General features: G+C 60.1%; 12 protein-coding genes. 1 reads left to right on the forward strand and 11 read right to left on the reverse strand.

Annotated elements, in window-relative coordinates; all coding sequences use genetic code 11:
- Positions 1–452 precede the first annotated feature (452 nt).
- From NH14_RS28825 to NH14_RS28870, 10 genes are all read right to left on the reverse strand, one after another.
- A complete protein-coding gene (locus NH14_RS28825; RefSeq protein ID WP_035534546.1) occupies positions 453–1,868 on the reverse strand; it encodes an IS1182 family transposase in 1,416 nt (471 codons plus the stop codon).
- A 249-nt stretch (positions 1,869–2,117) separates the two neighbouring features.
- Positions 2,118–2,738, reverse strand: a complete 621-nt coding sequence (locus tag NH14_RS28830) for an ANTAR domain-containing response regulator (protein ID WP_035534544.1) — start codon at positions 2,736–2,738, stop codon at positions 2,118–2,120.
- A complete protein-coding gene (locus NH14_RS28835; protein WP_035534541.1) occupies positions 2,735–3,895 on the reverse strand; it encodes a transporter substrate-binding domain-containing protein in 1,161 nt (386 codons plus the stop codon). Before NH14_RS28835 ends, NH14_RS28830 begins: the two co-directional genes overlap by 4 nt.
- A 10-nt stretch (positions 3,896–3,905) precedes the next feature.
- Positions 3,906–4,907, reverse strand: a complete 1,002-nt coding sequence (locus NH14_RS28840) for an asparaginase (RefSeq protein WP_035534539.1) — start codon at positions 4,905–4,907, stop codon at positions 3,906–3,908.
- A gap of 91 nt (positions 4,908–4,998) precedes the next feature.
- Complete coding sequence (locus NH14_RS28845) at positions 4,999–5,706, reverse strand: branched-chain amino acid ABC transporter ATP-binding protein (RefSeq protein WP_035534536.1); 708 nt, start codon at positions 5,704–5,706, stop codon at positions 4,999–5,001.
- Positions 5,703–7,469 (reverse strand): ABC transporter permease subunit, encoded by a 1,767-nt coding sequence (locus tag NH14_RS28850; RefSeq protein WP_237179808.1) that lies wholly within the window; start codon positions 7,467–7,469, stop codon positions 5,703–5,705. Before NH14_RS28850 ends, NH14_RS28845 begins: the two co-directional genes overlap by 4 nt.
- Positions 7,470–7,557: 88 nt before the next feature.
- On the reverse strand, positions 7,558–8,391 hold the full coding sequence (locus NH14_RS28855) for a branched-chain amino acid ABC transporter permease (RefSeq protein WP_035534588.1): 834 nt from the start codon (positions 8,389–8,391) through the stop codon (positions 7,558–7,560).
- Positions 8,392–8,468: 77 nt separating this feature from the next.
- Entirely contained in the window at positions 8,469–9,632 is a 1,164-nt protein-coding gene (locus NH14_RS28860) for a substrate-binding protein (RefSeq protein ID WP_035534531.1), read from the reverse strand.
- A 38-nt stretch (positions 9,633–9,670) separates the two neighbouring features.
- The gene (locus tag NH14_RS28865) at positions 9,671–10,588 is read right to left on the reverse strand and encodes a nitrilase family protein (RefSeq protein WP_035534585.1); all 918 of its coding nucleotides are present in this window, start codon (positions 10,586–10,588) and stop codon (positions 9,671–9,673) included.
- 775 nt (positions 10,589–11,363) lie between these two features.
- Entirely contained in the window at positions 11,364–12,131 is a 768-nt protein-coding gene (locus NH14_RS28870; protein WP_035534529.1) for a peptide arginase family protein, read from the reverse strand.
- A 175-nt stretch (positions 12,132–12,306) separates the two neighbouring features.
- On the opposite strand from NH14_RS28870, the gene NH14_RS28875 reads away from it, so the two are divergent.
- Positions 12,307–13,047 carry a hypothetical protein gene (locus NH14_RS28875; protein WP_035534526.1) on the forward strand — a complete coding sequence of 247 codons (741 nt, stop codon included), beginning with the start codon at positions 12,307–12,309 and terminating at the stop codon, positions 13,045–13,047.
- An 85-nt stretch (positions 13,048–13,132) separates the two neighbouring features.
- On the opposite strand, the gene tnpC is transcribed toward NH14_RS28875, so the two are convergent.
- Positions 13,133–14,680, reverse strand: a complete 1,548-nt coding sequence (gene tnpC, locus NH14_RS28880) for an IS66 family transposase (protein WP_035534524.1) — start codon at positions 14,678–14,680, stop codon at positions 13,133–13,135.
- Between the last annotated feature and the right edge of the window lies 1 nt (position 14,681).

Consider the following 14,681-nt stretch of genomic DNA (forward strand, 5'->3'; position numbering starts at 1 on the left):
GTGAGCGGAGCATAACGACCGCTCGACCGAAAAGCGCTGTGCAACCCCGCCCCGAAGGCGCCCCGCCCATCAGCCTGTACGATCGATCTACCTGGAAGCGATTATGCATGCACCCACGACGCACTGCGGGCTATCGTGCTGTCACAAGTTCAAAGGCAGGTGACGGAGCGGAATGATCATCCACGCTGCTACCTCAGAGACGGCAGTTCGGTGACAGCCGACGTTCGGCGGTAGAGAGCGGCGCGTCGGCGAATCGAACTTCCCAATGTCAATGAATGGGTCTTACCGACCCGTTGCTGCCGGTCGCGTATGTGCGCGGAACGTCTGTCCGCCAACAGATTGTGTTGAAAAAGTCGTGTTTTGATCGGACACGCAGGAGTTGGCATAGCGTTTTCGAGTTGTGGTGATCGGCGAAGCGGCGATGTGAAACGGGGCAACGGCCCCGTTGCTCGTCACGCAGTTGCCTGGTTCATCTGCTTGCTTCCTGGCATGAGCCATTTGGCCATTCTTCGCAGATTTTGCGCAGTCGCTGCCATCAGAAACTCATCGTGGGCACCGCTTGGCCCCCGCAGTCGCAGACGGTCGAGCTTCAGAATGCGTTTGAGATGAGCAAAGAGCATTTCCACCTTCTTTCGCTCACGGCTGGATCGGTTGTATTCAGGCGTCTTCGCAATACGTCTCGTTTCGTCACGAGCAGCTTCATGGATGCTGCGGGCGATCTTGCGGAATGGCGTATTCGGACAGCAGCGATCCTTCATCGAACAGCGCTCACAGTCGAGCTGGCTTGCCCGGTAAATGATCGTGTCAGCCTTTGTGACACGCGAGCGCGGATTTTTGAATTTGCGCCGATCACTGCGTAGCACGTGCCCGGTGGGACAGCGATATTCATTGGCCTGCTCGTCCCATTGGAACTCGCTGCTCGACAATGTGTTGTCCTTGCGTGCGGTTTTATCCCAGACCGGAACATGCGGTGCTATCTCTTTCTGCCCGATCATCCAGGCAAGCATCGCTGCTGAGCCATACGCCGTGTCGCCCGCAAGACGTCGAGGTTTGAGATCATGCCGCTGCTCAACGCGGTCAATCATCGTCCTGGTTGATTCCACTTCGTGCGAGCGGTTCGCGGGCGTCGCCTCGACGTCAACGATGATCCCTGCCTGCAGGTCAATCAGATAATTGGTCGAGTAGGCGAAGAACGGCAAGCTACCCTTGGCGGCTGTCCAGCTCGCGGCGGGATCCGTCAGGGATATCCTCCCTGGAGGCGTCGATTTCCCTGCCTTCTCCGCCCCTTCGGTGCCCGCTGGATTCGCTTCTTCCAATGCTTCCAGATACTCCCGCACTGCACGGCTTTGGCCCTTGACGCAACCCCAGTCGATGGATTCAGAACCCGGAACACCGCGTATAGAACTCGCGTCGGCTCTGATGATACTCGCGTCAATCGCGAATCCTTCACCCTTTACGAGCCCTTCGGACATACACCGACCAAGTACCGACTCGAACACATGGCGCAATACATCGCTATCGCGGAAGCGACCGTGGCGGTTCTTGGAGAAGGTCGAGTGTTCAGGGACGGTGTCCTCCAGCCCCAGGCGGCAGAACCATCGGTACGCCAGGTTCAGATGCACCTCTTCACACAGCCTGCGCTCGGACCTGATGCCGAAACAGTAGCCCACAATCAACATGCGGATCATGAGCTCCGGATCAATCGATGGCCGTCCCATCGAACTGTAGAACGGGGCGAGATGCTGGCGTAGATCACGCAGATCCAGAAAGTGATCGATGCCTCTCAACAGGTGCTCGCGAGGGACGTGATTATCGAGGTTGAACGAGTAGAAGAGCTTGTCCTGTTCGCTGCCCAGTTGACCCATCATGACGAATCACTCCCGTCGATCGATGTCTTCCAGGATACCGAACATTCCAAGCCGCGGGCGACTTTTTCAACACAATCCAACATAAACCGGCCATTCGACTTATCCCAGAGAGGCTGCACGCTTGAAGACCGTGTGGTATGCCAACTTTAGCGACCTCTGGGCACCTCCCGATAGAACGCCGTGCCGGATTAAGTCCACGGGCAATCGCTGGTCCATGTGGCTGAACTGTCAGCCACAACCCGTCCCAAGTCAGGACTTTGGGGCTTTTCCTAAACCGAGTTTTTCCATTGCCTCATGGGCGTCGATTACCATCGTCGCGATTTCTCCTACCGTAACCCGGAGGCTTGTCGCGCGTGAGCGCATGTGCTCGTAGGCGTCATTCTCACCGAGCCGATGAGCATCCATCAGAATCCGTATCGCCTTCTCGATATGGCGTCGCGCCTTGATTGCTTCCTCGAGCTTGCCGATCTTGTGGTGCAGTCGCTGCTGGTAACCAGAGGATGCTCGCGCCAGTACCAGCGTACTCAGTATCCCCGTGGAGCGGTATGGCTTCGTGATCACGCCATGCGCCTGAGTATCGACGAGCAGTTTCAAGGCCGTCGGATTTTCGTAATCGGACAACGCGATGAGCGTCGCTTCAGTGTCGACGGCGCACCAGTTGCCCGCACTGCGAAGTTCGGGGCCGACAAGAAAGAAGATCACATCCGCATCTGCCGGCAACTGAGCCGGAAATGGCCAAACGGTGCGGACGGGACAACCGATGCGGCGCAACTGCTCCTCCAGAACGCCACGATCCTCTCCCGGCGGATGGATCACGACGACGCGCAGCGTGCGCAAATCGTCGAACAGCCGACGCACACCGGTGTTCATGCAGGTTCTCCATTGAGCCAGAACTCCGTGAAGCCGTATGAGGTCAGATAAGGATCTGGTTTGACCGGACCGCTGCCTTCCCACACGACGTCGAACGCTCCATCAGGCCGGCAGACGGCAATACGCGGCGTCAGGATCGCGTGGTTATTCTCTGGATCGATCCTGAGCATTCCCTCGGGTGAATCGAGGGCGACTTCGTGAACTGCCGCCACCAGTTTCGCCGTGTCGAGACTCCGGGTGCGTGCCAAGGCGAGGGCGAAGAGGTGGACCTGGTTGTATGCCATTTCCGACCACATGCTGGCCGGCTGGTCCCCGAAGCGCGCCTGCCACGCATTCATGAAACGCCGGTTGCTCTCATTGTCTAATGTATTGACGTAGCTCGCAGCTACGATATGCCCGCCACACAATTCCGGACCAATCATCCGCGTTTCGCCCTCCGTCATTGTCAGACTGGCGATCGGGATACAGGCGGGATCGATACTGTGTTCGCGATAGAGTTTATAGAACGCGCGTGCCCCTCGTCCGATCAGGGTCGAAAAAACTACGTCCGGCTCGACGGCCTTGATATCCCGCACGACCGCTTCGAGCGCGGAAGGGTCCGCGTCGCTTGGCAGGTAGACTTCTTCCACGATCTCTCCGCCGTGCTCTTCGACCATATCGCGCATGATTCGGTTCGACTCGCGCGGATAGATATAGTCGGCCCCAACCAGGAAAAAGCGCTTTCCGTGATGACGGAGAAGATACGCCGCCAGTTGCATGCTGTTCTGGTTAGGTACGGCTCCCGTGTAGATGATGTTCGGCGAATACTCAAAGCCCTCATAGATCGAGCAGTACCAGAGCAGTGCGTTGTTGCGTTCGATTACCGGCAGCACTGCCTTACGGCTGGAAGACGTGGAACACCCGAAAATTACCGTTGCGTCGTCTTCCTGCAGCATGCGTGTCGCGAGCCGCCTGTATTCCTCCGGGTCACTCTTCGGGTCATACACGACGGGATCGAGCAATCGCCCGTCAACGCCGCCAGCGGCGTTGATTTCTTCGATCGCGAGCACAGTGCCAAAAAAATGCTCGGATTCGGTTGCCGCTGTGACGCCGGTTCGTGAGAATAGGACGCCGATGCGCCAGCCTGGCTCGGGAACGGAATTTCGGCTCGAGTTCATCTGAAATACCCTATCGATCGAAGAGGCGCTGGATATCTTCCTGCGCCGAAGAATTCTGCAGCGCCAGCATGAGAAGAATTCTCGCTTTCTGTGGACTGAGATTGTCGGCGAAGATCGAACCTGCCGCCTTCAGTGTGCTCCCGCCGCCGACAAAACCATACACCGGCAATACCCGGCCGTTGGGCACGCGCGTCGAAATGACGACAGGCACACCGGTCATGATTGCTTCTCTGATCGCCTCATACATTTCTGCGTTGACGTTGCCAAAACCAAGCGCCTGTATCACGATTCCTCTGGCGCCCAGCTTCAGGGCGGCGCGAACCAGGCCACCATCGGCGCCGGCGTACATTGGTACAATTTCCACGTACGGCAGTGCGTCCCCTTCAAGACGAATGAACTGCCTGCGCACCGGTGTGCGGGCGAATACAACACGGTCTTCGTCCACTGTTCCAAGGAACCCGAAATCCCCGGACCGGAAAGACTCCACATCAGCCGTGTGTGCCTTGGTGACCTCCCTGGCAGCATTGATCTGGTTGTTCAATACGACAAGGGCGCCTTTGCCGCACGCATCCGGCGAAAGGCAAACTCGCGCAGCATTGAGCAGGTTACGCGGACCATCGAAATCGGATGCAGACGCGTTACGCTGCGCACCGGTTAGAACGATCGGCTTGTGCGTGTCGATTGTCAGATCGAGAAACCAAGCGGTTTCTTCCAGGGTGTCTGTTCCATGGGAAACAATAACGCCTGCCACGTCATCCTTTGCCAGCGCGGACGATACTGCCCTGTGCAGCTCAATCCAACGCTGCGGCCCCATGTAATCGGAAGGCACATTGGACAGGTTGTTGACCTCCAGTCTTGCGATCGCGGTGATGGCCGGGACAGCCGCCAACAGGTCTTCGCCGGACAGGGCTGGGACCGGCGCCTGTTTCAGCGGATCGATCTTCATCGCAATGGTACCGCCGGTTGCGATGTAGGCACACGTAGGGAGTTGGGAAGGAGCAGAGGCTGTCATCGGTTCGTTAAATGGGTCATTGTTGGCGACGGCGATAGACACGCCGTGCAGGGCGGAACCGCCCGCACGCGGCGTGTCTTTTCAGACCGACTTAGACGCGGAGGTGCTCGAATACCGAATCTGCAGCTACCGGGTTTTTCGCATCACCGTTGTCGATGATTTCGCCCTGCTTCAGCACGGCATAGCGGTCTGCGACCTTCAGGGCGAAAGGCACGTGCTGCTCGATCAGCAGCAGTGTTGTGCCGTGGCGACGTCGTTCCCAAAGCAGTGCTTCGGCAAGGCGGTCAATGACCGACGGTTGCAGACCCTCAGTGATTTCATCAAGCAGGATGATCGATGGGCGCATCATGAGGGCACGTGCGACCAGCAACATCTTCTGCTCGCCGCCGGACAGTGTGCCCGCATGTTGCTTTAGTCGGCTCTTGAAGACCGGAAAAATCGGCTCAATTTCCGCAAAGCGCTCGTCGAACACCGATACCTTTTCAAGTCCGAGGCGCAGATTGTCACGGATAGTGAGATCCGGAAACAACGCGTGTTCCTGCGCGGCGTAAGCGATTCCAGCACGGGCGATCCGGTGCGGCGGCAGGCGCGTGATGTCCTGCCCGTTCAGATGGATTGCGCCGCTTTTTTTCGGCAGGTAGCCCATGATCGTCTTGAGCAGCGTCGTCTTGCCCATGCCGTTCTTGCCCAGCAGGGCTACCGCGTCGCCGCTCGCAACGGTCATGGATAGCTTGCGCAGCACCACTGAGGCCTTGTATCCGCTGGTCACGTCCTGCAGGTCCAATGCGATCTGGCTCATGATGCCTCCCCTGGTGTGGCGGTATCCGCGCTTCCCGTGTCGTGCGCGGTTCCGGCATAGATCGTTCTGACCAACTCCGAATTGACTACCTCATCGAAGCTGCCTTGCATCACGATTTGCCCCTGATGCAGGACTACGATGCGTGTTGCGACTTCCTTCACGAAGTCGAGGTCGTGTTCAACCAGCAGGCAGCACAGTTGATACTGGTGAGCCAATGCTGCGAGCACGTTGCCGATCTGCGTACGTTCAGTTTTTGTCAGTCCAGCCGTCGGTTCATCTAGCAGCACGATGCGCGGCTCCAACGCAAGCACCATTGCCAGTTCCAGTGCCTGCTGCTGGCCGTGCGACAGGTCCTTGGCCACGGCATCTAGCTTCTGGTCGAGGCCCGTTGTACGAACAACCTCGAGCGCATACGGTGGCAATGCAAGCATGTGTAAGCGCTTGAAGAACGAAGGCCGTTCGATGATCGTGCCAGCGATCCTCAGGCATTCCCCGACTGTCAGGGTATCGAAAATGTTCGCGTTCTGGAATTTGCGGCCCAGACCGAAACGAACGCACTGGTCGGGCGGCAAGTCGCGGATATCGTGACCGCATAGCACAACCGTGCCGTCGGAACGCTCTGCTCCGTCGCTCATGCATCGCATCAATGTGGTTTTGCCTGCTCCGTTCGGCCCGATCAGGCCAACCAGTTCTCCTGCTTTGGCATTCAGGTCGATGCCCTGCAGCACCTTCAGGCTACCAAAATGTTTGGCAACGCCGGCCATCTGCAGCGCCGGCGCGGAAGCCGGTTGCACATGATCGAGGCGCACGGGACGCTCAACCAGTTCGAGATCAACGGCATTTCCAGTCGGACTGCGAAACGGTCTGAGCAGCAATGGCACCAGGCCTTGTGGCAACAGGACAATTACCGCGACGAACGCCGCACCAAGAATGAGCTGCCATGCAAACGGCATGCTGCCGCTCAGATACGACGTTGCGACATTGATCAGCAGCGTGCCGATCACAGGTCCCCACAATGTGCCTCGACCACCGAGTGCGACCCAGATGATCAACTGCGTCCCGAGAACGAAGCCGGTCAGTTCAGGCGCAACGACGCCGCTGAACGATCCATAGCCAAATCCCGCGATGCTGGCAACAATGGCCGCCACAACCAGCAGGACAATCTTCCCAAGCGATGTGTTGATGCCAAGGTATGAGCAGCGCGATTCATTGTCGCGAATGGCCACCAGCACGCGGCCGCCATCGCTGCGCACGAAAAGCCACGCAAGTGTCGCGATGCCCAGCAATCCAGCACCGGCGATCCAGTACCACGCGTGAAGCGACAGATCAAATGTTTCGTAGCCGGTCAGGCCCGAGCTTGAGCCGGTCCACTCACCGCCAGACAGGAGCACCTGGCTGAGCACGATTGGCAGAACGAGCGACATCACAGTGGCAAAGAATGGAGAAGCGCCCCGATAAAATGACAGCCAGCCGAGCAACGCTGCGATCGCGGCCGCGACGAGGATGGCGGCGCCCACTGCCAGTACAACGTATCCGGGCGAGAACCCGCCGTGTGTAAACACGAGGCCCGCGGCATAGGCACCAACCCCGAAGAAGGCCGATTGCCCGAACGTCAGGTAACCCGTGTAGCCCCACAGGATGTCGACGGTTACCGCGACAATCGAGAAGAAGAACGCCTGAATCAGGACGTTCAGGAGGTACGTGCCGAACAGGAACGGCCCGACGGCCAGCAGCAGGACGGCCGATGCACCGAACAGAAGCATGCCACGCGAATGTATCTTTCGCCGATCGGACAACCGATTCTCGCTATGCGAGGATTTGACGCCGACAGGGGCCGGCGACATATTGACTTTAGCCATGAGAGAACCCCTTCGGACGAACGCGCAGCGTGAGAGCGGCAAGTACGGCAATGGTCAGGCCACCCAATACCGGACTGACAAACGTGCTAACAAGAACCTGGCACGCCCCGAACACCAGACACGTAACCAGCAGGCTGACCATCGAGTAGCCTGAAACCATGACCAGCATGAAGGCACTGACCAGCCACGGTAGCCCCATGTTGGGATCGACACTTGACAAGGGCGTAATCAGCGTGCCCGCCAGGGAACCAAGCGCTGCGCCCAGACTGAACGTGATGAAGCGGATTCGTCCAGAATGAATGCCGAGTCCGCGCGCGAGATCCTCATTCATGATCACCGCTCGGGTCTTGACGCCAAAGCGTGTGCCGGACAGTAGCGCGGTCAGGAGCCCGCACAAGCCCAACGCGATCGGAATCAGCAGCAGGCGATAGGCAGAATAGTCCGTGCCGGCGATCGAGAAAGCTCCCTTCAGCGGCGTTTCGACAAACTGCACCTCCCGGCCGAACACCATCACAATGATCTGTCCGATGACGATTCCGAGACCCCAGGTGGCAAGGATTGCGTCGAGGGGGCGCTTATACAGGGGGCGCACGATCACCTGCTCGACGAGCATGCCAACTCCTACGCCCACAGCCAGTGCGAGTGGCACGCCGATCCATGGATTGAGTTTCAATTGCGTGACCACAAAGCTCGCGTAGGCACCCATCGTCAGCAGCGCACCGTGGGCGAAGTTGACGATTTTCATCACGCCGAAAATCATCATCAAACCGGCGGTCACGATGAACAGTATCGCCGCGGTGGTGAAAATATCTAGTGCTAGAACCATTTCCGTCTCCAGTCGCATCCGCCCCGCGCGGCGTACCACGCCAAGCCAGCAGGCGGATGCCTTGTCCTTGACCTCGTCTACTTGATGTTCGGGCATTGCGAGCCCGGATTGACATCAGGGAAGGTCTGCAAAATCTTCACGGAACCATCGGGCTGGATCTGGCCGAGGCGCATCGCAAGCGGCGTGTGCCGGCTCTTGTCCATCGATACCACGCCGCGTGGCCCATCGAACGATACCTGGTCAAGTGCCTTTATCACCTTGCCTGGATCTGTCGAGCCCGCCTTCTCGACCGCCGCCTTGTAAAGGAAGAAGGCCTCGTACTGCGGCTCGGACAGTTCGTTCGGCGTCTTTACGTTCTTCCCAAACTGTTTGTCCATGGCAGTGAGAAATTTCTTGTTTGCGGACGTGTTAATGCTCGTCAGATAGGACCCGGACATGTAGATGCCGGTGGCAACGTCACCCATGCTCTTCGCTGTCCCTTCGTCAATGGCGAGGTTGCCGTACGGCAGCGTCATCCCCGAACCCTTCAGCTGCTTGGCGAGCGCAACATTAGGCGCGCCCCCCGCTGTGGCGCTAATCAGCGCATCGGGATGAACGGAACGGATCTTGGAAAGAATCGGTGTCCAGTCCGTGCCGTCGATCGGCAGGTACTCTTCGCCGACAACCTTGCCGCCGTGCTGCTCGATATATTTCTTCGTGAACTCGAGCATGCCGCGACCGAACGCATAGTCGCTGCCGACCAGGTAGAACGTCTTAGCGCCCTTGCTCTTCTCGAAGAAGTCGACGACGGGTGCGACCTGTTGTTCCGGCACCCAGCCGTTGACATACATCCACGGACTGCACGACCGCCCTTCATAGAACGACGTATAGATGAACGGCTTCTTGCCGCGAGCGACAATGGGCAAAGCTGCGTTGCGCGCCGCACTGGTCTCCATCGAGATGATCGCATCAACGTCTTTCTGGAACACCAGCGTGTCGTAGGCCTTCTGTGCGCCGACTGCACCAGACGCATCGTCTGCGATTTCGAGCTGGACCTTGCGTCCCAGGATGCCACCGGCGGCGTTGATTTCGTCGACCGCGAGCTGCGATGACTGCACGACGGCAGGTGCGACTACGCTGTTGGCGCCGGACAAGCCAACCGCAACACCGATCTTGATGGGCTCTGCGGCATATGCGTTTGCAGCAAGCGCGGCTATCGCTGCAACGGCGCCTACAAGGACGCGATGTTTGAACGGATTCATGGTGTCTCCTTCACGTAAGGTCGGTTTCGTTTTCAGGGTCATGCGGACGTCGCCGGATCACTCACGGACGTGAGAGGCCAGCCAGTGCCCAGCATCGGGTCGTACACGTCAATGCGCCGGTCGCGCAGCACGTGGTTAAAAGCGTTGAGCGTGCGCCCAGACCGGATGCGCTGCAGGTCGATTTCTGCGTACAGGATTTCTTCGCGATCCTGACTAGCCGGGCCGGCCAGCGGCCATCCGTCACCGCCCACAATCAGGCTTTGTCCGATAAACGGTTGCTCGCGCTCGGTGCCGATCCGGTTTGCGCACGCGATCATCAGACCATTGCTATGTGCGGCGGCCATCGTGAGCGTCGCAGCCATCGCCTGGTGCTCTGCCGGCTGCCCCGTCATGGGCACCCAGTTCGTTGGCACGCAGACGATGTCGGCACCCTGGGTGGCTGCCAGCCGGTACACCTCCGGGAACCATCCGTCATAGCAAATCGCGATCGAGATCCGCCCGAGCGTCGTGTGGAACACCGGCACACCGCGATTACCCGGCTCGAAGTAGACGTTTTCGTTGTTCCATAGATGGAGCTTCCGGTACGTCCCGATGTGCCCCGACGGGCCGACGCAGATAGCCGAGTTGTAAAGTCGCTTGCCCTCGCGCTCTGCAACACCCGCAACGATATGGACGCCAAGACGCTGTGCCGCGTCAGCCCAAGTCTGTACCGTCTCGCCGTTCGGAAGATCTTCGGCCAGCGCGAATGCTTCCTCGCGGTCAGCAAAGACATACCCGGTGTTGGCTAATTCGGGCAGGACCACGAGGGCTGCGCCGTTCTTCGCGGCTTCCTCGATGTAGCGGAGCGACTTCGCGACGTTTTCATGCTTTTCGCCGACGCGAGGCTCCATCTGTACGCAGGCCACGACGGGCCCATTAACGCTCCGAGGGGCAGAGCTGCGCTGCAAGTTTTCCAATTCTGTTCTCCAAAAGCAAAAAGCCCCCGAACCGGCGTTGGTACGCAAGTTCGGGGGCTGCATAGCCTTCCATGTAGCACGGCATCGTTGCCGCGAATTGCCGATGACACTCGGCAATCGATGGCGAAAATGTACGAAGCCCGCGTTAGTCCGTCAAGGAGATTTGACCGATTTCAGGGAAAGTCCCTAGCTATGGCGAGCCCAAAATCCAGAACGCTCGGGGGACTTTCGCGCAACCCCGTGGGCTCTGAGCTAGGGGCCCGACTGCCTGATTGCCGAGCGCAACCGCTTGTTGCCGGGCGTCTGCGGCCCGATTCGCTTGTTGATCGGGGCTCGCGGCAATGCAGCACGCCGGGAAACACCATCGTCGTCGCGCCTCAACTCGCGTGTCGCCTTCACAATGCAGGTAAGCTGATTCCCGTGGCGCTCGGCGAGCCAACTCTGCTTGATGGTGGCAAGCGACTCATGTTGAAGGGCGGCTCATCGAGGGTGAACGGCCATCTGAACGCGATCCATGACCGACCGGAAATGGCCGATCCCAGAAATTCCGCGACGGCGGGCGGTGTCCAGGGCGGCAGCTCGCAGCATCGCGCTTCCATAGTCGATCCGGAAAGCGGGCCATCGACCCAGAGCGAGGCCTATGTCGGCTTTCGACGCCTTACATCGTTCTGGCGTATGTGGGTGGCGAGTTATCGGTGGAACGCCTCCACCGTCGCGCCGTCGAGCTACACGACAGAATGGGGCGACCTGCCGATCGTGCGGAGACCGACGGTGCTCATGTCATCGCCGCTTCAATGTGCTGCTTCATGCGTTCCAGCAGCGACGCGCTGGTCACGTCCGAGCCTTCGCAACGAAGCTCTGTCACGTAGTCGGGTTCGGTAGCGATGGTCACCGCGACCGCGTTGCGCACGAGCCGGTGGAAGGTTTCCGGGTTCTCAGGGTTGATCGACTTCTCTGAGTGGAAGTAATCGAGATCGATGTCCAGGACGTAGGGCGCCGTTTCAGTGTCCGGCAACCTGTCCGCCTGCGCCATCCCGTTGAGCATCGCTAGTTCGTGGTCGAGGTAAGCCGATTCGAGGACCTGCGCCGCATGGGTGATCATGCACGCGTCGTCGTGCGGACGCTTGTCGCAGTCGATCGCGCAAAGCGCGCCCGATTCGTAAATCCCGTCGTGTTCGGTCCATGTCTCGCCCGACAGGTTGACGACGAACGCGCGGGAAATGATCCCCGCCAGAAGGGCGGTCCGGATGTGCTCGTCGTTTTTCAATTTGAACACCGCATCCACCACCGCCTTGTCATCCTCCCAATGGATGGCTTCGATCAGCCCCGGCAACATGGCGTCCATCGCATCCTCATCCCCTTTCGTTATCCGGTAGCGATAGCGACGGAACGCCTCCATTGTGTCAGTGTGGTGGTCGAGCGTCACGAGAGCGGGCGCATCCGCGTGCTTCCGCCGGATCTGGGCCCACGGGAGCAGCACGGTGTGGTGCGCCTCGACGATGTAGACGTCTTTGCCGCCGATGGTGATCAGGTCATGGAACATGGTGATGGTTACGTGCAGCGTGGAACCTCCAGCATACAACGGCGCAAAGCGTGAGACGTGCCGAACGAAACCCACCAACTAGAACGCCCGCTGCAAAGCAGGAGCGTCGATTCGACCGCCCGGCATGCGGCATCCGGTATATTTTCCGGACAACTTTCATTGCTTTTGATCTCCCATGGCCAATCTGGATGACGTCCGCTGGACGTTCTGCCTCGCCGACGTCGAAACCGCCGGCAACGCGCTGCGGGTGCGCGCCTTTCTCCGTGACGTCGTGGAGCCCGCGCTTTCCGCGCTCGACGCCGACATCGAACGGTGGGCAAACACCACCGAAGGTGGTGCCCCGTTCGCGCACGCCGACGCCAAAGAGTTACTGCGCTCGACCACCGAAGCATTCTGCCTGTCCATCCATGCCCTGTTCGAGCGCCAACTTCGGCGGTGGGTTAGCGGGTGCGTCGTCTCGCTCGGCGCTTCCCCGGAGCGGATCGGCCGCGCCCGAAACAAGAACCTGAACAACCTCGACCAGTTAATGCGCGAGGTGCGCGGTGTCCCGCTGCGCACGTTCGACAGTTACCCTGACCTGTTGCGCCTGCAGACGCTGGCCAACGCCTGCCGCCACGGCGACGGGGACGCCGCCCAAGACGTCTACAAGCAGTTCCCGGAACTGTGGCCCCCCGCCGTCACCATACCGGCCCAGCCGATGCCGGGACAGTCGATGATCCACGTGCCGCCGCTCCCGCCGTCGTTCGATAGCATCGTCGTGCCGCGCCAATGGTTGCGGGATTTCGTCGACGCGGTCGCCTGGTTTTGGGAAGACGTTGAATACGTGCACTGCAACAGCCTGATCGACGGAAACCCAAGCGTCAGCCACCGGTTGGCCACCCTGCGTCAGGCGCGCGCTGGTCGACCGTCGCCGTGAGTTACATACGACTGTGATCAGCCTTTCCCGGTAAGCGTGCGATTCGTACCGTGGCGGCGGGAGTTGACGGCCGGAGATGTTCGGTTCAGTGAACCGGCGTGGTGCGAGCGGTGGCCGGCAGCAGCGGCACGATATTCCAGGGCAGCAGTTCATCGACGCGGTTAATCGGGTGATCGGCGATGCGTTCGATGACGTGATGCAGGTAGGCTTCGGGATCGATCCCGTTCAGACGCGCGGAACCGATGAGGCTGTACATCGCGGCCGCGCGATCGCCGCCGGAATCGGCGCCGGCGAACAGATAGTTCCGGCGGCCGATGGCCACCCCGCGCAGCGCGCGTTCGGCCGGCAAGTTATCGATCTCCACTCGACCGTCGCTGCAGTAGTAGACGAGCGCGGCCCAGCGGTTCAGGGCGTATTGGATCGCTTTGCTGGTATCGGATTTCCCCGACAGTGTCAGGAGCGTCGCTTCGAACCACTGCTTCAGGCTGTCGAGCAGCGGAACCGCATGGGTTTGTCGGATTCGTCGACGCTCGTCAGGTGGTTTGCCGCGGATCTGCGCCTCGATCTGGTATAGCGCGCCGATGCGCTCGAGCGCTTCAGTCGTAATCGGTGACTTCCTCACGACATGCAGGTCGTGCAGCTTACGTCGGGCGTGCGCCATACAGGCCGCCTCCTGGATCCGCCCACTCTTGTAGAGCTCGGCGTAGCCGGCGAAGGCATCCGCCTGCAACACGCCCTGGAAGTCCGCCAGGTGGCGCTGCGGATGTTCACCGCGGCGATCCGGCGTATAGGCAAACCAGACCGCAGGCGACTCGGTCGAGCCCGCCGGCCGATCGTCACGCACGTAGACCCAGAGACGCCCAGTCTTGGTCTGACCGTTACCCGGCGCGAGCACGGGCAGTGGCGTGTCGTCGCCATGAACCTTGACGCCGCTGAGCACGTATCGGCGTAGCGCGTCGACCAGCGGGCTGAGCAACGCGCTGATCGAACCCATCCAGTAGGCCATCGTGCCGTGATCGAGCTCGACGCCTCCGCGGGCGTAGATCATGGACTGACGGTACAGCGGCACGTGGTCGGCGAACTTCGAGATTGCGATGTGGGCCAGCAAGGCAGGGCCCGGCAGGCCGCGATCGATCGGCCGACTCGGTGCCGCCGCTTGCACGATGCAATCGCAGCACGCGCAGGCCAGCTTCGGACGACGATGGCGGATCACCCGGAAGTGGCTGCGCACGAATTCAAGCTGCTCGGACACGTCTTCGCCGAGCGCCTTCAGGGCGCCGCCGCAATCGGGACAGGCCTCGTGCTCCGGTCGATACTCGCGCTCTTCGCGTTCCAGATGTTCGGGCAGCGGTTTGCGTCCCGTCGCTTCGGCACGTTTGCGGGCGGGCTTCGACTGAGCCACCCCGGCAGCGCCTTCGTCAGCCTGCAGATCCTCAAGCCGAAGCTCGAGCTGTTCGATCTCCCGTTCGACCTTCTCCGACTTGCGACCGAACTGCATCCGTCGCAGCTTGGCGATCGTCAGCTTCAGATGCTCGATCTCGATCGCGCGCGACGAGAGCTGCTCGCGCAGATTGGCGACCATCGCCTTGAGCGCGTCAATATCGTCGGGGAGGTCGGTGGGAGGGGCAGACATG

The sequence above is a fragment of the Paraburkholderia sacchari genome (genome assembly GCF_000785435.2).
GTDB lineage: Bacteria > Pseudomonadota > Gammaproteobacteria > Burkholderiales > Burkholderiaceae > Paraburkholderia > Paraburkholderia sacchari.

Coding starts and splice junctions, on each gene's coding strand:
- NH14_RS28860 (WP_035534531.1), bottom strand. CDS start 9,632: ATGAATCCGTTCAAACATCGCGTCCTTGTAGGCGCCGTTGCAGCGATA.
- NH14_RS28875 (WP_035534526.1), top strand. CDS start 12,307: ATGGCCAATCTGGATGACGTCCGCTGGACGTTCTGCCTCGCCGACGTC.
- NH14_RS28870 (WP_035534529.1), bottom strand. CDS start 12,131: ATGTTCCATGACCTGATCACCATCGGCGGCAAAGACGTCTACATCGTC.
- NH14_RS28845 (WP_035534536.1), bottom strand. CDS start 5,706: ATGAGCCAGATCGCATTGGACCTGCAGGACGTGACCAGCGGATACAAG.
- NH14_RS28850 (WP_237179808.1), bottom strand. CDS start 7,469: ATGCTTCTGTTCGGTGCATCGGCCGTCCTGCTGCTGGCCGTCGGGCCG.
- tnpC (WP_035534524.1), bottom strand. CDS start 14,680: ATGTCTGCCCCTCCCACCGACCTCCCCGACGATATTGACGCGCTCAAG.
- NH14_RS28840 (WP_035534539.1), bottom strand. CDS start 4,907: ATGACAGCCTCTGCTCCTTCCCAACTCCCTACGTGTGCCTACATCGCA.
- NH14_RS28830 (WP_035534544.1), bottom strand. CDS start 2,738: ATGAACACCGGTGTGCGTCGGCTGTTCGACGATTTGCGCACGCTGCGC.
- NH14_RS28825 (WP_035534546.1), bottom strand. CDS start 1,868: ATGATGGGTCAACTGGGCAGCGAACAGGACAAGCTCTTCTACTCGTTC.
- NH14_RS28835 (WP_035534541.1), bottom strand. CDS start 3,895: ATGAACTCGAGCCGAAATTCCGTTCCCGAGCCAGGCTGGCGCATCGGC.
- NH14_RS28855 (WP_035534588.1), bottom strand. CDS start 8,391: ATGGTTCTAGCACTAGATATTTTCACCACCGCGGCGATACTGTTCATC.